The following is a 15,887-nucleotide window of genomic DNA, read 5'->3' on the forward strand; positions in this document are numbered from 1 at the left end:
CGTTCAACATCTCAGATCCCACTGGAAGCACGGTTACGACGGGCGAGGAAATATCAGGCCGAGGGCTGCGATGGCAACCCGGGAGGCTACGTTTTCCCTTCGAAAATCCTGAGTCGGGCCAACGGCTTGGCCGCAACTTGAGGCCGTGGTTTAGCGGGGGTTATCGCTCGGCATAGCCGAGTGCCGTGGCCGGCATCTCGGGTGCGGGTGCGATCGGAGCGACGCTCGCCACCGCCGGTCCCCGCAGGCCAGGCGCAGTGCCCGGTGCATCCGGCGTTCCGTTGATCATGTTGGAAAGTCCGCTGAATCCGGCCTGGGCGATCTTGCGCAGCACGAGGTCGTCGGCGGCGTTCCAGGGATCGCGGCCGCCCTTGGCCGAGGTCGGTTCCTCCCCGGACAGGCGCAGCGCCCGCTGCTGGTTGGCGTCGTAGACGTCCCAGACCCAGGCGATCACGGTCTTGCCGCGTACGACCTGAGCCGAGAGATAGCTGCGCACGCGATAGGCAGCCGTCCCCTCGCGGGAGACCACGGACAGGCTGCGCAGCTTGGATTCGCTGTCGAGCACGCCGACCATGCGGTCGAACACCTGCGGCGGCGGCCCGTCGATCGATTCGAAGGCGACCGTCGCTCCCGAGCCGGTGCTCGGCGCCATCGCGTAGGAATTGGCAGCGCCGCCACCGCCGGCGCAGCCGCCAAGCGCGGCCGATGCCGCCAGCAGCATGGCCGCCAGCACGCGCGAACCCGCACGGCCGAGGATGAATGACGCGTCCCTCATTATGGAGGGCAGCGATATCGTTAAAATCGATTAAGGTCTAGGGCAGGGGCGACACAGCACACGTCATTCCGGGGCGCGCCACTTGGCGCGAGCCCGGAATCCATTTCGCTGCCTGAATTGCTGCACGATGGATTCCGGGTTCTCGCTTCGCGAGCCCCGGAATGACAGCGTGTTGCCTGTGTGTTCACCCCTCGAGCGCGATGGCGTGGACGTGGCGGCCGTAGTCCGGCTCCTTGCGATGCACGGAGCGGCGGTAGCTGAAGAAGCGCTCGTCGGCGTAGGTGTCGAGACCGAGGTCGTCGATCATCAGGATGCCGGCAGCTTCCAGCCGCCTGCGAATGAAGCCGGCGAGATCGAACATCGCGTGTCCCTCGCGCCGCGAGGGGATGAAGAACATCGCATTGTCCGCGTCCGCCTCGATGAAGCGTGCGACGAACTCGTTGCCGACCTCGTAGCTGTCCTGACGGATCAGCGGCCCGATCGCGGCGATGATGCCGCCGCGCGTGGCGCCGAGCGTCTCCATCGCGGCAATCGTTGCCTCCAGCACGCCTGATAGCGCGCCCTTCCACCCCGCATGCGCGCCGCCGATGACGCGCGCGCTGGGATCGACGAACAGCACCGGTCCGCAATCGGCGGTGGAGACGCCAAGCGCAATGCCGGGCGATTTCGTGACCAGCGCATCGCCCTTCGGTCGCGGCCCGCTCGGCCATGGTGTTTCGGCGATGAGCACGTCGGGCGAGTGGATCTGGTGCAGGCTGAGGAAGCGATCCGCCGCGACGCCGACATGTTCGGCCATGCGGCGGCGGTTCTCCGCGACAAGGGTCTGATCGTCGCTGGAGCCGAGGCCGCCGTTCAGCGCGGAATAGATGCCGCCGGAGACGCCGCCTTCGCGGGTGAAGAACGCGTGGCGAAGTCCGGGTACGGCCGACAGCAGCGACGAGGTGAGGGTCATCAATCGTCTCCGGCCGGTTCGAGATCGCTGAGGCCGGCTAGGCCCGTCAGCCGCGGCTCGGAGATGCCGAGCACTTTGAACATCGAGCCCATGCCGCTGCGCCCGGTTTCCGTCAGGCGCTTGAGGGCGATCGAAATGTCGGTGGCCACTTCCGGTGTCGCCTTCTGCATCAGGGCGGCGGCCCTGGTGTCGATGCCGATCCGCCTGAGGAAGTCGCCTTGCGTCACCGGCCCGTGCACGCGCGCGCCGACAGCCTCGGCCGCACCCGCCAGCGCCTGGAAGTCGACATGGGCGGTGACGTCGGCCTGCCCGGGCGCCTTCAGGGGATCGGCGAAGGTGTGGCGCGCAATCGCCTGGAAGGTGTCCCCGGCATCGCTGCGCAAATGGCCGTAGTCGATGATCAGCGCCGCGCCGTCCTGGTCGCGCACGCGCGTGGCCAGCTTCATGATCTCCCCGTCGGGCCGCCATTCGAACACGGCGCCGATTGGCGCGGCGCGGACCAACGGCGGCAGCAGCACGTCGAAGCGCGGCGTCGGCTCCGGCGCCACGCCGAATTGAAGCTTTCCGTTGCCGTCGATCTCGATCACGCGCTCGTGCCAGCCGTTCTCGTGGCGGACCATCTGGTGGATCGGCAGCACGTCGAAATATTCGTTGGCGAGGATGATGCTCGGCCCTTCCGGCACGTCATCGATGCTGTCGTGCCAGGAGATGTTGCGCACGGCCGACAGTGTCGCACCCTGCCGCTCGCGCAGGACGGGATTGACCTCGACCATGTGGATGTGGAGCGCCTGGTAGAGCGGCGGCAGCACGCGGAGCGCGCGCAGCGCGTCCGCCATCATGGTGCCGCGGCCGGGCCCGAGCTCGATCAGCCGCAGGAATTGCGGCGAGCCCATCTGCTTCCACACCGAGGCGGTCCACAGGCCCAGGAGCTCGCCGAACATCTGGCTGACTTCGGGCGCGGTGGTGAAGTCGCCCTCACGCCCGAGCGGATCGCGCGAGACGTAATAGCCGTGGCGCGGATGCATCAGGCACAGCTCCATGTAGCGCCAGACCGGCATGGGGCCCGAGGCTTTGATCAGCGCCTTGATCTCGTCGAGTAGCGGCTGGTCGGTCACGGTCTGTCTTCTCGAAAAGGAATTAACGAATGGCCCCTGCGGGCTTCGGCGTATCGCGCCTCGCAGCCAATACAATAAGTATGAGGCCTGCAATAAGCATCGGGATCGACAACAGCATGCCCATGGTTAATCCGCCCCAGAGGAAGCCGAGCTGGGCGTCCGGTTCGCGGAAATGCTCGCCGGCGATCCGGGACAGGCCATAGATCAGGATGAAGGCGCCGAGGATCATGCCGGGGCGCTTCAAGGCGCCGAAACGGATCATGATCGCGAGCACCGTGAACAACAGGATGCCTTCCATGCCGGCCTCATAGAGCTGGCTCGGATGGCGCGGCAGCTGGGTGGGATCGTCAGGGAAGATCATCGCCCAGGGCAGGCTCGGATCGGTGGCGCGGCCCCACAATTCGCCTTTGATGAAATTGGCGATCCGCCCGAGCAGCAGCCCGACCGGCGCGACTGCGGTGGTGATGTCGCCGAGCGACAGGATCGAGATGCCGTTCCGATAGGCGAACCACATCACCGCGACGACGCAGCCGAGGAAGCCGCCATGGAAGGACATGCCGCCCTCCCACAATTTGAAGATCGCGACAGGATGCTGAATGAAGAACGGCAGATTGTAGAACAGCACGTAGCCGGTGCGGCCGCCGAGGATGATGCCCAGTGTGACCCACAGGATGAAGTCGTCGATCTGGACCAGCGACATCGGCGCGGGCCCGCCCCACAGGCGCTCCTTCTTCAGCAGCGAGCGCGCATAGAGCCAGCCGAATACGATGCCGCTGATATAGGCGAGGGCGTACCAGCGGATGGCGAACGGTCCGAGCGCGATGGCGACCGGATTGATGGCGGGAAAGTCGATGAGCAGGAAGGGCATCGCGCCTTCTATATCCAAGCGGGATTGCGGCGATCGAGCGCCAGCAGACGCCGTCTGATTCCCGTTATGCAGGGATGTTGAATACGATTGCAAGGAAACCGGTTGATGACAAGGATACCGGCGATCGGCTCTTGAACCGTGCGATCCGGATTGCCATTGTCTTTTCGAGAGTTCGCGCAAAGTTTATCGGAGGCCGAGATGACCCAGACCAACAACCGGTTTTTCGACGAGATCGGCCGCCTGATGAACGATGCCGCCGGCGCCGCCCAGGGCGTCAAGCGCGAGTTCGACACCGTGATGCGGACCCAGGCGGAAAAATTCCTGCGCGACATGGATCTGGTCAAGCGCGAGGAGTTCGAGGCGGTCAAGGACATGGCCCGCCTGGCGCGCGAGGAGAACGAGGCCCTGAAGGCACGCATCGCGGCGCTGGAGGCCAAGCTCAGCGGATAGGACGGCCGGACGATTCTTAAACCCTCCCCTGGAGGGGGAGGGTCGGCGCGTAGCGCCGGGGTGGGGTGATCTCTCCACTCGGGCACCGCCAGATTTGAGAGACTGTCACCCCACCCCGCTGCGCATTTCGCTTCGCTGCATGCGCATCGACCCTCCCCCTCCAGGGGAGGAGGGTAAGAACCCGGGCTGGCAGCCCATTCTCCTTGTCATTTCCGCATCTTCCGGCTAAAAGCCCGCCAAGTTCGTGGCCCCCGCACCCCTGGAGGCTTGCTGCGAGCTATGCCATGGGCCGCGCTGCGGCCCATTAACTTTTGCAAAAACAAGGACTTAACGACATGGCGACGACCGTCAAGGAATTGAAGGCGACCGCACGTCCGAAGAGCGGCAAGGGGGCCGCCCGGGCTGAGCGTCGCGCCGGGCGAGTGCCCGGAGTGATCTATGGCAACAACCAGCCCCCCGTCACGATCTCGATCGAAGATCGCGAACTGCGCCAGCGCATCCTCGCCGGCCGGTTCCTGACCACGCTGGTGGACATCGATCTCGAGGGCAAGAAGCACCGCGTGATTCCGCGCGACTATCACCTCGATCCGGTCAAGGACTTCCCGATCCATGTCGACTTCATGCGGCTCGGCGAAGGCGCCACCATCCGCATCAGCGTGCCCCTGCACGTCGTGAAGGCGGAAACCTCTCCGGGCGTGAAGCGCGGCGGCACGGTCAACATCGTCGCCCACGCGATCGAGCTCGAATGCGGTGTCGAGAGCATTCCGCAGTACATCGAGGCCGACGTCGGCTCGCTGGAAATCGGTCACTCCTTGCATCTGTCGGACGTCAAGCTGCCGAACGGCGTGAAGGCACTGACCCGCGAGGACGCGACCCTCGTCACCATCGTGCCGCCGTCCGGCTACGCCGAAGAGCAGAAGGCCGCCGCTGCGGCTGCAGCTCCGGGCGCTGCTGCGGCAGCTCCAGCGGCTGGCGCTGCGGCTCCGGCTGCGGGCGCTGCTGCACCTGCCGCCGCTGCCAAGGCTCCCGCCGGCGGCGACAAGAAGAAGTAATCTCTCGAAAGAGCTGGCGCGTGGTCCCTGACCGCGCGCTGGCTGAGGGGCGCGCCGCGTCATGCGACTCTTTGTTGGGCTCGGCAATCCCGGCGCGAAATACGCACGTAACCGGCACAATATCGGCTTCATGGCCGTCGACGAGATCGCGCGGCGTCATGGTTTCGCACCATGGCGCCGCAGGTTTCAGGGCGAGACCTCGGAAGGCACGCTCGGCACTGAGCGCGTGATCCTGCTCAAGCCGACGACCTACATGAACGATTCCGGCCGCGCGGTGCAGGAAGCGGCGGGGTTCTTCAAGATCGCTCCCGGCGACGTCACTGTGTTCCACGACGAGCTCGAGCTGCCGCCGGGCAAGGTGCGTGTGAAGATCGGCGGCGGCATCGCCGGCCACAACGGCCTGCGCTCGATCTCGGCGCATATCGGCAACGACTACCGCCGCGTGCGCCTCGGCATCGGTCATCCCGGCGTCAAGGAGCTGGTGCATGGCCACGTGCTGTCGGACTTCGCCAAGGCGGACAACGACTGGGTGGCGACGCTGTGCGAGGCGGTGGCCGAGCATGCAGGCCTGGTCGCCAAGGGCACGGACGCGACCTTCGCCAACAGGGTGCACCTCGCCATGCAGGCCAAGGGATTTTTGACCAAGGACGAGAACGGCAAGGAATAACACCTGTCATCGCCGGACTTGATCCGGCGATCCATCCTTCGAAGACGATGGATGCGCGGGTCAAGCCCGCGCATGACGAGTTCGGAAGACATTGACGCGCGGAGCGCGGAGGCCAGGAACATCATGGGATTCAAATGCGGGATCGTCGGGTTGCCCAATGTCGGCAAGTCGACCTTGTTCAATGCGCTGACCGAGACGGCCGCGGCGCAGGCCGCGAACTATCCGTTCTGCACCATCGAGCCGAATGTCGGCGAGGTCGCCGTGCCCGATCCGCGGCTCGACAAGCTCGCGGCGATCGCCAAGTCCGGCCAGATCATCCCGACCCGGCTGACCTTCGTCGACATTGCCGGCCTCGTCCGCGGCGCGTCCAAGGGGGAAGGCCTCGGCAACCAGTTCCTCGCCAACATCCGGGAGGTCGATGCCATCGCGCATGTGGTGCGCTGCTTCGAGGATTCCGACATCACCCATGTCGAGGGCAAGATCGCCCCGCTCGCCGACATCGAGACCATCGAGACCGAGCTGATGCTCGCCGACCTCGACAGCCTCGAGAAGCGCGTCGACAACCTCACCAAGAAGGCCAAGGGCAACGACAAGGACGCTAAGGAGCAGCTCGACCTCGTCAACCGCACCCTGGTGCTGCTGCGCGAGGGCAAGCCCGCGCGCCTCGTCGAGCGCAAGGCGGAAGAAGAACGCGCCTTCGGCATGCTCGGCTTGTTGTCGTCCAAGCCCGTGCTCTATGTCTGCAACGTCGAGGAGGGCTCGGCCGCAACCGGCAATGCCTTCTCCAAGGCGGTGCAGGACCAGGCCGCCAAGGAAGGCGCGGTCGCCGTCGTCATCTCCGCCAAGATCGAATCCGAGATCGCGACCATTTCGCGCGAGGAGCGCGCCGACTTCCTGGAGACGCTGGGTCTGGAGGAAGCCGGCCTCGATCGCCTGATCCGCGCCGGCTACCAGCTTCTCGACCTCATCACCTATTTCACCGTCGGCCCGAAGGAAGCGCGCGCCTGGACCATCCATCGCGGCACCAAGGCTCCCGCCGCGGCCGGCGTGATCCACACCGATTTCGAGAAGGGCTTCATCCGCGCCGAGACGATTGCGTTCGAGGATTACGTCGCGCTGGGCGGCGAAGCCGGCGCCCGCGATGCCGGCAAGCTCCGCCTCGAAGGCAAGGAATACGTCGTCGCCGACGGCGACGTGATGCATTTCCGGTTCAATACGTAACGTTGGTTTCGTGCCCCGGACGCAGCGCAGCGCTCTTGCGGTGCGCTGCAGAGCCGGGGCCCAGAAGTCTTGATTGCTGATGCATGGGTCCCGGCTCTGCGTCGCGTCATTTCATGCCGCGCCGCGTCCGGGACACGAGGGCCGCTACCGCATCCCGCTGCCCTGGTCCCGGATCGCGCCGAGATGCTCGTTGATGCGGAACACGATCAGGATCAGCTCCGCGACGATGCGCGAGAACACGATTCCGACGACGACGCTGGTGATCGACGACAGCAGCACCAGGAAGCCGCCGAACGGGCTGATCGCCATCGCAGCGAGCCCTGAAAAGATGCCGGAGAGGCCGAACAGGCAGATCAGCGCGATCACCAGCCAGTAGAAGGTCTTGATGATCGTCGGCGTGATGAAGCGGTCCCACTGAAACAGGTCGCTGAATGAAAACATTGCTCTCCCCAGGGCAAATCGGGCCTCGGTACGTGGATCTCGGCCCCCGGCTGATCCGACTCAAGACCAAAGCCGCCGCGTGATATGTAGCACGAGCCATGCGGGCCGGCGGGTTGAGATTGCCGCAAAGTGCGGCCACAATCTGTCATTCCCGCAAAGCTTTCCCAAGATGACCCTGACCTTCGAAGATTTCCCGCCCGGCCGGTTCGGAACGTTCGGCCCGCGTCATGTCACCCGCGACGAGATTTTGGCCTTTGCCGCCGAGTTCGATCCGCAGCCCATGCATCTGGACGAGGAGGCCGCGGCCAAGAGCATGCTGCGCGGCCTGTCCGGCTCGGGCTGGCATCTCTGCTCGCTGATGATGCGGATGATGGCCGACGGTTTCATTACCCGTGCGGCTTCACTGGGATCTCCCGGCGTCGACGAGGTGCGTTGGCTGTCGCCGCTGCGGCCCGGCGACGAACTCACGCTCGAGGTCGATGTGCTGGAGGCGCGCACCTCGAAGAGCCGGCCCGAGCTCGGCATCGTCAAGTTCAAATGCACCGTGCGTAACGCCAAGGGTGAGGCGCTTGGCGAGATGACCTCGCCGATCCTGATCAAGCGGCGCGAGGGAGCGGTCTGATGCGCTTCTTCGACGACATCGAGATCGGCCAGCGCCGCGAGATCGGCAGCTACAATTTCACGGCCGAGGCCATCAAGACTTTCGCCGCCAAGTTCGATCCGCAGCGTTTTCATCTCGACGAGGAGGAGGGCAAGAACTCGCTGTTCGGCGGGCTCGCCGCGTCGGGCTGGCATGTCGGTTCGGCCTGCATGAGCCTGCTTGTCGCCGACGGCCAGCGTCTGGCGCGCGAGGCCGCGTCGCGCGGCGAGGAGGTTGCGGTGTGGGGCCCGTCGCCGGGCTTTCGCGATCTGCGCTGGATCCGGCCGGTGCTTGCCGGCGACACCGTCGCTTACGTCAACGTCGTCATCGACAAGCGCGTCTCGGCCTCGCGCCCCGGCTGGGGCATTTTGACGGCCCGCACCACCGGCACGAACCAGCGCGGCGAGGAGGTCTATTCCATCACGGCCAGCGCTTTCGTGCCGATGCGCGCGATGCCCAGCTAGATCTGTTCCAAAATGAACGGTCCAAATGAGTGCGCGAGTGTTGCCCGCGCGCTATGGACGCGATTCAGGCCTGCTGGCATAAGCCCGCGCAACATGGTTACCGCAAAGCAGTTTTGCGGAACCAGTGAGGTGCTAACTAATTATGAACCTGTCGCTGTCTATTTGAAACGAATTGGCAGACGACAGGGGACGAGGACCATGGCTGATCGCGGCGCACTGAAATTTGTTGGATTCATCTTCGCGACCGCGACGCTGGCCGTGATGCTGGTCGCCGGCATGGTGGTGAAGGGCTATGCCGATGGCGCCTACACCCTGGAAGCCTCGGCCGCCGACGCGAGCCGGTAACAGTTCGTTAATGCTTCGCGGCCGGTATCCGGCCGCCGCACCTCAGCGGCTATAGACGAACGCCAGAATGGCGATCGCGACCGCCAGCAGCCCGACAAAGCGCAGCATGATCGTGCCGAACTGGTTCGGCGCGGGCCGCAACGGTATCGGGTCCGTGGTGTCGGGCCGAATGCTTTCCATCTGAAATGTCCCCAAGCCCGGCCGTAGCGGCACGGGCGCCTGGCATTGGTCGCTGGGGAGCGGCGAAGGGTTCAAGCCATGCTCTCGTGTCCCGGACGCGCTGCAGCGCTCTTGCGCTGCTGCGCAGAGCCGGGACCCATCTTGAAGCCATGTCGCCAGAGGCATGGGCCCCGGCTCTGCGGCGCGTCACTGCGTGCCGCACCGCGTCCGGGGCACGAGACCTCCAGAATCAAAACCGCCGCGCCCCTTTCGGAACGCGGCGGCTGGTGATGCGGTGCTTTGCGATCAGCTGTTGCGCAGGCCGTCGGCGGCGCGCTTCCACTGCGCGACGTTGTCCGCGATCATGCGGGTCGACTTCATCGCGGCCTGGCTGAGCTGGGCGTAGCCGGAGATCTCGCGCTGGACGCGCTGGCCTTCGGCGTGCAGCAAATCGCGCAGGCTCTCGAGCTCGGAGATCAGGTTCTCGATCTCGGCGAGCGAGGTGCCGGCGACGCGCTGGATCAGCGAGTTGACGTTGTTGACGGTGGCCTCCGCGCTCGGGTCGAGCGGCGGCGCGTCGGTGGTGGTCGACGCCGGACGGCGCAGATAGGCGATATCGTTGCGCACGAAGTCACGGATGCCGGCCTCGACCTCCGTCACGGCGGCGAGGTTGGTGTCGACCGTCTCGGTCTCGGTGGCTTCGATCTTTTCCGGACGCATGGCGTTCATCGTTGTTCCCCTGTTCGCGTTGAGCGCAGCGCGAGTGTCCCCCGCACGACGACGTCTGTGAGGCTTCCCTATCAGGGCGTCCGATTTTGACCGCAAATGGGCCGAGATGCGGCAAGTGCGGACCATTCGGGGGTTTTGCCGTGGCGTATGGTTACGAGAGTCTGAACGGCGTCGATATATAAGGCGAATGCGCGGCTCGGTCGGTGTGCGACTCCCTCTCCCCGCAGGCGGGGAGAGGCGAAGCAGTCACCAGCTCTTCTTGAAGCCGGCAGTGACGCTCTTGTTGATCGCACCTTGCGAGGTCTCGCCGACCGAGCCGGAGACGGTGACGTTGTCGAACAGCTTCTGCTCGGCGCCGACCTTGCGCAGCCATTTGTCGTCGGTGGTCGACAGCGTCTGGCCGGCGGTGATGCTGGTGCCGGTGTCGGTGAGGGTGACCTTGGCGGATTGGTCGGTTTCGTAATTGCGCGTGACGTGGCCGCCGATGCCGGGCACCGCAGTGGTGCCCTGCTGGTTGACGCTGTAGCCGTTCTGCAGCGTCAGCTGCGTGTCGGTCGACAGCGGCACCGATTTGATCAGCGATGCCCCGAGCTTGCTCTGCTCCGAACCGGGATCGACGCGGGCTTCCACCGCGGTCTTGTCCCAGATCACGCCCGCGCCGGGCGCGGTTGCCGTCGCCCAGGCGCTGCCGGAGGATTGCGGCAGGTTGCCGCCATTGGTGGCCTTCTGCGCCAGGAGCTCGGACATCGTCCTGGGCTCGCTCGCCACCGTCATGTCGGCGCCGACCTTGGTATCCCAGAACGAGAGCACCGACTGCTTCACGGTCACCGCCGAGGAGCCGTTGGCATTGGCGTTCGACGACCAGTCCAGCCCGTCCTTGGCGGCGGCCTGGGCGCGCTTCTTGGCGGCCATGGGGTCAATGCCGGTGCCGGCATCGACCGCGAGCTGACTCCAGTCGAGCTTGTCGACGTCGATACCCTTCATCACGTCGGGGTCGTTGACGTCAGGGGCCTCCGCGGCTTCCGTCTCGGCCTCGTCGGCGGCCGCGGCGGCGGGCGGGGAGAAGGGCGGAATGATCTGCGCCTGTAACGTCAGCACCGAGCCCAGAATGAATGCGGCCGCCAGCACCGGCAGCCTGGCCCAGCCAAAACCTGTCGAGAATTCCATCGTCCTGCCCGCCAACCCCAGCGCATGTTGCCCGCCAATATAGGACGAGCCCTGGTGATGACCATGCGCCATTCGGTCGGCCTGCATCAATGCTGATCTATCGTTGCGAAATTGTGGCAATTCGCGTGGGCGAGACGCGAACCAACGGGCCGCGCGAAAGGCGCGCGCCCGACGACGAGCTTGTGGCGCGACGGCATCCGGCGGGGCTGGAGGCCAGGACGTCGCAGCCGGCATCGTCATCGGTCCCGAACAGCGGGGCCCGTTGGTGTCCCCCTAAAGCGCGATGATTTTCATCGCGCTTTAGGTTGATGTTTGCGCATGATCTTTTCGGAAAACCGCTTCGCACTTTGCGCTAACGCGGCCCTTCGGGTCCGGATCAGGCGTTAGCCGACGCTGGTCATCTTCGGCAGATGAATGGCGCGGCCGAGTGCCTGCTCGACGAGGTCGAACGTGTCGATCAGGACGCGCATGCTGACGAGCTTGTCCGCCCTGAACTGGGCGAACTGCGCGACCCGCAAGCTGATCGGCTTGTTGGAATCCAGGGCCGTCAGCGAATAGCGCACCATCGAGGCGGCGGAATCGACGCCAAGCATGATGCTCTCGCGGTCGAAGCGGCGGACCCTGAAATTGTCGGCGAGCTGGCGGATGACGTCGAGCACGGCGTCCTTGCCCTGGCGCGCGCCGAGGAACGGAAACATGTCGATTGGGCCGTACAGCGCCCACTCGACGTCCTCGTCGATCAGGGCCTCGATATCCGCGAAATGCCGGTCGTTGATCGCACGGTGCAACGCGCGCGAGAAACGCCAGAGGCTGTGCTCTGTCATTTTGGGCAGTCCTGAAGCTGGCTTTACGGAAAACGGAAAACAACCCCACGCGCACTCGGGCGCCGGGGCTCAACTCATTTGTATACGAACAAAATACCCGATTTCGGCCAAAACGCAATTCACGTTTTCGCAATGCACAATTGATGGCGATATGTGAGATTTGCAATAGAACCCCGTAGTCTCCCGGGTTCCGGCCGCTCGCGCGCGAGGGTTCCAGCGAAGGGACCTGACTCAGTCCACGCGCGCCCCCGTGATCAGCGGCCCGATCTCGCGCTCCAGCACCTGCTGCACCAGATCGTAGGAATCGATGATCTCGCGGATCTCCGCCACCAGGCCGCCGCGGAAGGTGTAGAACACGGCCATGTCGAACTGCACGATGCGGTCGTTGCGGCGCTTCCTGAAATAGGCCTGCATGTAGGTCGCCACCGCCTCGCCCTCGGCGACGATGTGCGGCGCCTTGTAGCGGATCTCCGAATAGCGCGACCAGATCGTCTGCCAGAGCGCGCGCAATTCGGCCTTGCCGTGGCGCGGCACCATGTGCGGCAGCACGTCGATCGGCGCATGGGTGAGGAAGTCGACGTCGTCGGTGCAGCACGCCAGCGCGGCCTCGAGATCGCCGCGCGCGAAGGCGTCGAGCAGATGCAGCACGCGTTGCCTGTTCAGCTTTTCAACCGTCATGCTGCTCCCGCCCTCGTCGGCCGTGGATTGCAAACGCTACCGCGGGCCTCGCGGGTCCATCAATCCGCAAAAACACAGAGTGCTTGCCAACTATGACGCGCCGGCGCCATGCCGCGTTCATGGGGTGCAATTGCGGGTTGCGCACGCGGTCGCGCGCAGGCTTTTGCACCTGGCGATGACGCAGCGCGCCTATCGGCGGGCGCGCCTGGCCGGGGTGCTGGAACCCGGACCCATCCGCGTTCGTTGAAGGTCCAGCGTCGCATCCGGAGACATCGATCCATGAAATCGACCCTTCTCACCGTGGCCACCGCGGTTCTCATGCTCGGCGCGACCTCCGCCGCCGACGCCAAGGGCTGCATCAAGGGCGCCATCGTCGGCGGTGTCGCCGGCCACTATGCCGGCCATCACGGCATGCTCGGCGCCGCCGCCGGCTGCCTCTACGGCCGTCACCACGCCAAGGAGCAGGAAAAACAGCGGCAGCAGAGCCAGATGAACGGGCAGGGGAAGCTGTAAGCCCGCGGAAAACCTCGCCCGGTCTCTCTTTGATGCGGCATGCTCCGATGGTAAATTCCGGTCGCTAGCGCTGGAGTTGAGCCAGGCGAGGGGACAATGGACGTCGGGAAGCTCTCGTGGGGTGTCGTCCTCGCAATCCTGTTCCTGTGCTTCTTCAGCGCTTTCATCAGAAATGCGTCCCACGCGCAGGGCGTCAAATACAATCGGCTCGGCGTGCTGCTGTCGTTCTCGACCATCGGCCTCGCCATCTATCTCGTCTTCTTCCGCCAGCTTTGACGCAGCCCCCCGCTGGGGGCGGGGCTATCGCATTTGTCGCTTTGCGCGAGCTGAGCGCGCGCCTCGTCCTTCGAGACGACCGCTTCGCGGTCCCTCAGGATGAGGCCAAGCGGCATTACCGCCCGTTGAACTCGCGCAACGCACTCGGTCCTCATCCTGAGGGCCCGCCAAAGGCGGGCGTCTCGAAGGATGGACACAGGCGGTATCATTTCTATGCGATTGCCTGCCCCCGGCTGGGAGGGGGCCAATGCGTGAGCCAACTCACATCCCAGGCCTGACGCTGCGGCTAACGTCATCCCCATGTCATCAGGGAGACGTGCCATGGCTGCCATCGCCACCGCCAGAAAGTCCCGCCTGCACAACGCGATCGAAGGTCTCGCGCTGACCGCGATCCTGCAGAGTTTCCCGACCTTCGCCGCCGCCGCCTTCCTGCTCAAGCTCTGCGGCAACCACGACCTCTCCGGCGACCCCGGCGTTGCCATCTTCGTCGCCATCGCTTCGCTCGCCCACGCCATGCTCGCGGTCACGTTCGGGCCGAGCTTCCCGCATTTGTTCAAGACCGTCTACGAGCCGAAATTCTTCGAGGCCCATCTGCCGCTCGCCGACAAGATCACGGCCTGGCGCACCCAGCCGGTCGCCTCGCTGCAGCTCGTGACCATCGTGCTGCTGCTGTCGGTGATGGCGGTGGTGACGGCGAGCGTGGGGTGAGGGGTGATTTTGCTGCCTCGATCTCGTCATTGCGAGCGCAGCGAAACAATCCTGAATCCCGCCGCGGAGACATTCCTGGATCGCTTTGCTGCGCCCGCAACAACGAATGTGTCGTGAAGACATCGCTCGATCCTTGCCTCTTTCATGACAGGCACACCTCCGCGATCCCGCGGCGCGTTTCGCCCGGGCTTTGCCTGGTCGCGCGCCCCGATTGGAAGAGAGGGCGCAGGGAAGGCCGGGAGCCGATTGGCTCCCGTGGCCGCCTGTGCAAAAGGTAGTCTGCGTGTGCAGGCACAGGCGGAAGACCACAGGGCAACCGGGACATCCCGGCCTTCCCTGCGCGATGGTTGGAACGGCTTATGTCGCGCTCTCCCCGGGGAGCGTTGCACTATTGCCCCCGTCACCTCGCGGATCACCGACACGCCGGCCCGGTTGGGCCGCTCATGTCACCGCAAGACTTGGCGCCAGAGCCCCGGGCGCCAGGACCACACGATTTTGCCGTACACGCATCCCACCTGTCGAAAGCGCGCCGTCCTGCTCACGGTTGCCCGCCCTGCAAAACCTCTCGCGCCAATGGGACCCGTGTCCACCGCCGCCCGGCCCCATGTCGTGACGATCGCGATACGCCCTCTCCGTCGGGCCGGAGTGAGCGAGACATACGACAATTCCGAATTTCGGTAAAGTGGAATATTTTCGCGTGGAGGTGTTGACGCGTCGGGCAAAACAGTGCGTGGGGCGGGCCCGGATCACGCCGCGCCGTCATTGCGAGGAGCAGCTGGTGACCATCGTGCTGCTGCTGTCGGTGATGGCGGTGGTGACGGCGAGCGTGGGGTGAGGGAAGCCTGCAGCGGTAATAACAGACGATGGCGCTCGAGGCGAAAACCATCCATTCAATAGCTAGACTAGCCTAGATAGCGCTCCCTATTGTGCCATCTGAGCAGCTCCAAGTCGGGACGGTCGGCGATATTGACCGGCAGTCTCATCGAACGCCCGTGCAATCGAAGATACTCTTCGCCGTTGTTGAAGACCTCCTTCACTTTGCTGCTAACGGCAAAGGTGAGGTCCTCCCTGATCGTCACATAGCCGGCGTCGAACACCGAATGGATATCCTTCCGCAATAAGATGCCGTTCGATTTCGCGTGGTGCCCACCCTCCGAATACGGCCTTATGTGCGCAGCGTCTAAGGCAGGGAGTACCTTCCCATTCGTTATTGCGCATTGTCTGCCGTAGGCTTCCGTAACCGCTACTCTAAAAGCGCCCTGTCCAAGTCGTGGCGTAATCAACGTAGGAGCGCCGAAGCGTGCTTGTTCATGAGATGGGAAGCCCGCGACGTTAGTTGTTAAGGTCAGCTTCGCTGAATCCAACAGACGATCCCAAAGGTGCAGACCCTCGGCATCCTCTGTTGAGTAGCGTTTTCCACGCTGGATACTTGAGGACCACGATTCTGGAAGATCAAACCAAAGATGCTCAGGTAGGAATACGGGCTCAACTAATACGGTCGCACCGATATTGGTCGAAGGCACAATGCTTGCGTTGGGCCGTAGCCTAGCAATGGTGTCGCGCAATGCTTCCAAGGAAGGGACACCGTTTGCCCTCCCAAACGTTTCCCAAGCCATCTGAATTGGCAGCGAGGAGTGACTGCTAAAGACGCCAAAGCCACCGATCTTGTTACGCGGACTCTTCAAACGAAAAACAAGAAGCTCTCCAGGCAGGAGTGCCTTGAAGCCTTGCTCGCCCGGTGACCAGAAGTTGACCTCCTGCAAACTTCCCTCCGCGGAGAGAAAATCAAACCATGAATTGTCGGTATTGGCGATGAATAGGTTGATCATGGCATGGACCCCGA

21 protein-coding genes are annotated in these 15,887 nt (G+C 64.4%); 10 read left to right on the forward strand and 11 right to left on the reverse strand.

Annotated elements, in window-relative coordinates; all coding sequences use genetic code 11:
- Window positions 1–160 precede the first annotated feature (160 nt).
- From UNPF46_RS12655 to lgt, 4 genes are all read right to left on the reverse strand, one after another.
- Window positions 161–775 carry a hypothetical protein gene (locus UNPF46_RS12655; RefSeq protein WP_142250231.1) on the reverse strand — a complete coding sequence of 205 codons (615 nt, stop codon included), beginning with the start codon at window positions 773–775 and terminating at the stop codon, window positions 161–163.
- Between the two features lie 184 nt (window positions 776–959).
- Window positions 960–1,727 (reverse strand): peptidoglycan editing factor PgeF, encoded by a 768-nt coding sequence (gene pgeF, locus UNPF46_RS12660; protein ID WP_142250232.1) that lies wholly within the window; start codon window positions 1,725–1,727, stop codon window positions 960–962.
- Window positions 1,727–2,842, reverse strand: coding sequence for a class I SAM-dependent methyltransferase (locus tag UNPF46_RS12665; RefSeq protein ID WP_100178152.1), 1,116 nt, complete (start codon window positions 2,840–2,842; stop codon window positions 1,727–1,729). The genes pgeF and UNPF46_RS12665 overlap by 1 nt, the downstream gene beginning before the upstream one ends.
- 22 nt (window positions 2,843–2,864) lie before the next feature.
- Window positions 2,865–3,710: a prolipoprotein diacylglyceryl transferase gene (lgt, locus tag UNPF46_RS12670; RefSeq protein ID WP_100178153.1), complete on the reverse strand. Its 846-nt coding sequence runs from the start codon at window positions 3,708–3,710 to the stop codon at window positions 2,865–2,867.
- Between the two features lie 198 nt (window positions 3,711–3,908).
- Between lgt and UNPF46_RS12675 the strand changes: the two genes are divergently transcribed.
- The 4 genes from UNPF46_RS12675 (at window position 3,909) to ychF (ending at window position 7,100) form a co-directional block, all read left to right on the forward strand.
- Window positions 3,909–4,160: an accessory factor UbiK family protein gene (locus tag UNPF46_RS12675; protein ID WP_142250233.1), complete on the forward strand. Its 252-nt coding sequence runs from the start codon at window positions 3,909–3,911 to the stop codon at window positions 4,158–4,160.
- Window positions 4,161–4,495: 335 nt separating this feature from the next.
- Window positions 4,496–5,212 (forward strand): 50S ribosomal protein L25/general stress protein Ctc, encoded by a 717-nt coding sequence (locus UNPF46_RS12680; protein WP_097657564.1) that lies wholly within the window; start codon window positions 4,496–4,498, stop codon window positions 5,210–5,212.
- A gap of 61 nt (window positions 5,213–5,273) precedes the next feature.
- Window positions 5,274–5,879 (forward strand): aminoacyl-tRNA hydrolase, encoded by a 606-nt coding sequence (gene pth / locus UNPF46_RS12685; protein WP_100178154.1) that lies wholly within the window; start codon window positions 5,274–5,276, stop codon window positions 5,877–5,879.
- 123 nt (window positions 5,880–6,002) lie between these two features.
- A complete protein-coding gene (ychF, locus tag UNPF46_RS12690) occupies window positions 6,003–7,100 on the forward strand; it encodes a redox-regulated ATPase YchF (protein WP_100178155.1) in 1,098 nt (365 codons plus the stop codon).
- 144 nt (window positions 7,101–7,244) lie between these two features.
- Here ychF and UNPF46_RS12695 read toward each other — a convergent pair whose 3' ends face one another.
- Window positions 7,245–7,541: a DUF4282 domain-containing protein gene (locus UNPF46_RS12695; RefSeq protein ID WP_142250234.1), complete on the reverse strand. Its 297-nt coding sequence runs from the start codon at window positions 7,539–7,541 to the stop codon at window positions 7,245–7,247.
- A gap of 169 nt (window positions 7,542–7,710) precedes the next feature.
- Here UNPF46_RS12695 and UNPF46_RS12700 point away from each other — a divergent pair, with 169 nt between their 5' ends.
- From UNPF46_RS12700 to UNPF46_RS37440, 3 genes are all read left to right on the forward strand, one after another.
- Window positions 7,711–8,163, forward strand: a complete 453-nt coding sequence (locus UNPF46_RS12700) for a MaoC family dehydratase (protein ID WP_142250235.1) — start codon at window positions 7,711–7,713, stop codon at window positions 8,161–8,163.
- Window positions 8,163–8,645 (forward strand): MaoC family dehydratase, encoded by a 483-nt coding sequence (locus UNPF46_RS12705; RefSeq protein WP_142250236.1) that lies wholly within the window; start codon window positions 8,163–8,165, stop codon window positions 8,643–8,645. The genes UNPF46_RS12700 and UNPF46_RS12705 overlap by 1 nt, the downstream gene beginning before the upstream one ends.
- A gap of 198 nt (window positions 8,646–8,843) precedes the next feature.
- Window positions 8,844–8,990: a hypothetical protein gene (locus UNPF46_RS37440; RefSeq protein ID WP_174719013.1), complete on the forward strand. Its 147-nt coding sequence runs from the start codon at window positions 8,844–8,846 to the stop codon at window positions 8,988–8,990.
- 42 nt (window positions 8,991–9,032) lie between these two features.
- Here UNPF46_RS37440 and UNPF46_RS37445 read toward each other — a convergent pair whose 3' ends face one another.
- The 5 genes from UNPF46_RS37445 to UNPF46_RS12725 form a co-directional block, all read right to left on the reverse strand.
- The gene (locus UNPF46_RS37445) at window positions 9,033–9,170 is read right to left on the reverse strand and encodes a hypothetical protein (protein WP_007614812.1); all 138 of its coding nucleotides are present in this window, start codon (window positions 9,168–9,170) and stop codon (window positions 9,033–9,035) included.
- Window positions 9,171–9,455: 285 nt separating this feature from the next.
- The gene (locus tag UNPF46_RS12710; protein ID WP_097657569.1) at window positions 9,456–9,878 is read right to left on the reverse strand and encodes a hypothetical protein; all 423 of its coding nucleotides are present in this window, start codon (window positions 9,876–9,878) and stop codon (window positions 9,456–9,458) included.
- A 246-nt stretch (window positions 9,879–10,124) separates the two neighbouring features.
- Entirely contained in the window at window positions 10,125–11,045 is a 921-nt protein-coding gene (locus UNPF46_RS12715; RefSeq protein ID WP_181769910.1) for a hypothetical protein, read from the reverse strand.
- Window positions 11,046–11,428: 383 nt separating this feature from the next.
- Window positions 11,429–11,869 (reverse strand): nuclear transport factor 2 family protein, encoded by a 441-nt coding sequence (locus UNPF46_RS12720; RefSeq protein WP_142250238.1) that lies wholly within the window; start codon window positions 11,867–11,869, stop codon window positions 11,429–11,431.
- A gap of 231 nt (window positions 11,870–12,100) precedes the next feature.
- Window positions 12,101–12,547: a nuclear transport factor 2 family protein gene (locus UNPF46_RS12725; protein ID WP_142250239.1), complete on the reverse strand. Its 447-nt coding sequence runs from the start codon at window positions 12,545–12,547 to the stop codon at window positions 12,101–12,103.
- A gap of 279 nt (window positions 12,548–12,826) precedes the next feature.
- Here UNPF46_RS12725 and UNPF46_RS12730 point away from each other — a divergent pair, with 279 nt between their 5' ends.
- The 3 genes from UNPF46_RS12730 (at window position 12,827) to UNPF46_RS12740 (ending at window position 14,044) form a co-directional block, all read left to right on the forward strand.
- Entirely contained in the window at window positions 12,827–13,060 is a 234-nt protein-coding gene (locus UNPF46_RS12730) for a hypothetical protein (protein WP_142250240.1), read from the forward strand.
- Between the two features lie 96 nt (window positions 13,061–13,156).
- Entirely contained in the window at window positions 13,157–13,336 is a 180-nt protein-coding gene (locus tag UNPF46_RS12735; protein ID WP_142250241.1) for a hypothetical protein, read from the forward strand.
- A gap of 321 nt (window positions 13,337–13,657) precedes the next feature.
- The gene (locus UNPF46_RS12740; RefSeq protein ID WP_142250242.1) at window positions 13,658–14,044 is read left to right on the forward strand and encodes a hypothetical protein; all 387 of its coding nucleotides are present in this window, start codon (window positions 13,658–13,660) and stop codon (window positions 14,042–14,044) included.
- A gap of 902 nt (window positions 14,045–14,946) precedes the next feature.
- On the opposite strand, the gene UNPF46_RS12755 is transcribed toward UNPF46_RS12740, so the two are convergent.
- Window positions 14,947–15,873 (reverse strand): HNH endonuclease, encoded by a 927-nt coding sequence (locus tag UNPF46_RS12755; RefSeq protein WP_142250243.1) that lies wholly within the window; start codon window positions 15,871–15,873, stop codon window positions 14,947–14,949.
- Between the last annotated feature and the right edge of the window lie 14 nt (window positions 15,874–15,887).

Source organism: Bradyrhizobium sp. UNPF46, from assembly GCF_006658625.1.
Taxonomy (GTDB): Bacteria; Pseudomonadota; Alphaproteobacteria; order Rhizobiales; family Xanthobacteraceae; genus Bradyrhizobium; species Bradyrhizobium nitroreducens.

What these genes read in the sequence shown, in the direction of transcription:
- UNPF46_RS12655 (WP_142250231.1), bottom strand. Translation starts at nt 775, where the DNA reads ATGAGGGACGCGTCATTCATCCTCGGCCGTGCGGGTTCGCGCGTGCTG.
- pgeF (WP_142250232.1), bottom strand. Translation starts at nt 1,727, where the DNA reads ATGACCCTCACCTCGTCGCTGCTGTCGGCCGTACCCGGACTTCGCCAC.
- lgt (WP_100178153.1), bottom strand. Translation starts at nt 3,710, where the DNA reads ATGCCCTTCCTGCTCATCGACTTTCCCGCCATCAATCCGGTCGCCATC.
- UNPF46_RS12675 (WP_142250233.1), top strand. Translation starts at nt 3,909, where the DNA reads ATGACCCAGACCAACAACCGGTTTTTCGACGAGATCGGCCGCCTGATG.
- UNPF46_RS12680 (WP_097657564.1), top strand. Translation starts at nt 4,496, where the DNA reads ATGGCGACGACCGTCAAGGAATTGAAGGCGACCGCACGTCCGAAGAGC.
- pth (WP_100178154.1), top strand. Translation starts at nt 5,274, where the DNA reads ATGCGACTCTTTGTTGGGCTCGGCAATCCCGGCGCGAAATACGCACGT.
- ychF (WP_100178155.1), top strand. Translation starts at nt 6,003, where the DNA reads ATGGGATTCAAATGCGGGATCGTCGGGTTGCCCAATGTCGGCAAGTCG.
- UNPF46_RS12695 (WP_142250234.1), bottom strand. Translation starts at nt 7,541, where the DNA reads ATGTTTTCATTCAGCGACCTGTTTCAGTGGGACCGCTTCATCACGCCG.
- UNPF46_RS12700 (WP_142250235.1), top strand. Translation starts at nt 7,711, where the DNA reads ATGACCCTGACCTTCGAAGATTTCCCGCCCGGCCGGTTCGGAACGTTC.
- UNPF46_RS12705 (WP_142250236.1), top strand. Translation starts at nt 8,163, where the DNA reads ATGCGCTTCTTCGACGACATCGAGATCGGCCAGCGCCGCGAGATCGGC.
- UNPF46_RS37440 (WP_174719013.1), top strand. Translation starts at nt 8,844, where the DNA reads ATGGCTGATCGCGGCGCACTGAAATTTGTTGGATTCATCTTCGCGACC.
- UNPF46_RS37445 (WP_007614812.1), bottom strand. Translation starts at nt 9,170, where the DNA reads ATGGAAAGCATTCGGCCCGACACCACGGACCCGATACCGTTGCGGCCC.
- UNPF46_RS12710 (WP_097657569.1), bottom strand. Translation starts at nt 9,878, where the DNA reads ATGAACGCCATGCGTCCGGAAAAGATCGAAGCCACCGAGACCGAGACG.
- UNPF46_RS12715 (WP_181769910.1), bottom strand. Translation starts at nt 11,045, where the DNA reads ATGGAATTCTCGACAGGTTTTGGCTGGGCCAGGCTGCCGGTGCTGGCG.
- UNPF46_RS12720 (WP_142250238.1), bottom strand. Translation starts at nt 11,869, where the DNA reads ATGACAGAGCACAGCCTCTGGCGTTTCTCGCGCGCGTTGCACCGTGCG.
- UNPF46_RS12725 (WP_142250239.1), bottom strand. Translation starts at nt 12,547, where the DNA reads ATGACGGTTGAAAAGCTGAACAGGCAACGCGTGCTGCATCTGCTCGAC.
- UNPF46_RS12730 (WP_142250240.1), top strand. Translation starts at nt 12,827, where the DNA reads ATGAAATCGACCCTTCTCACCGTGGCCACCGCGGTTCTCATGCTCGGC.
- UNPF46_RS12735 (WP_142250241.1), top strand. Translation starts at nt 13,157, where the DNA reads ATGGACGTCGGGAAGCTCTCGTGGGGTGTCGTCCTCGCAATCCTGTTC.
- UNPF46_RS12740 (WP_142250242.1), top strand. Translation starts at nt 13,658, where the DNA reads ATGGCTGCCATCGCCACCGCCAGAAAGTCCCGCCTGCACAACGCGATC.
- UNPF46_RS12755 (WP_142250243.1), bottom strand. Translation starts at nt 15,873, where the DNA reads ATGATCAACCTATTCATCGCCAATACCGACAATTCATGGTTTGATTTT.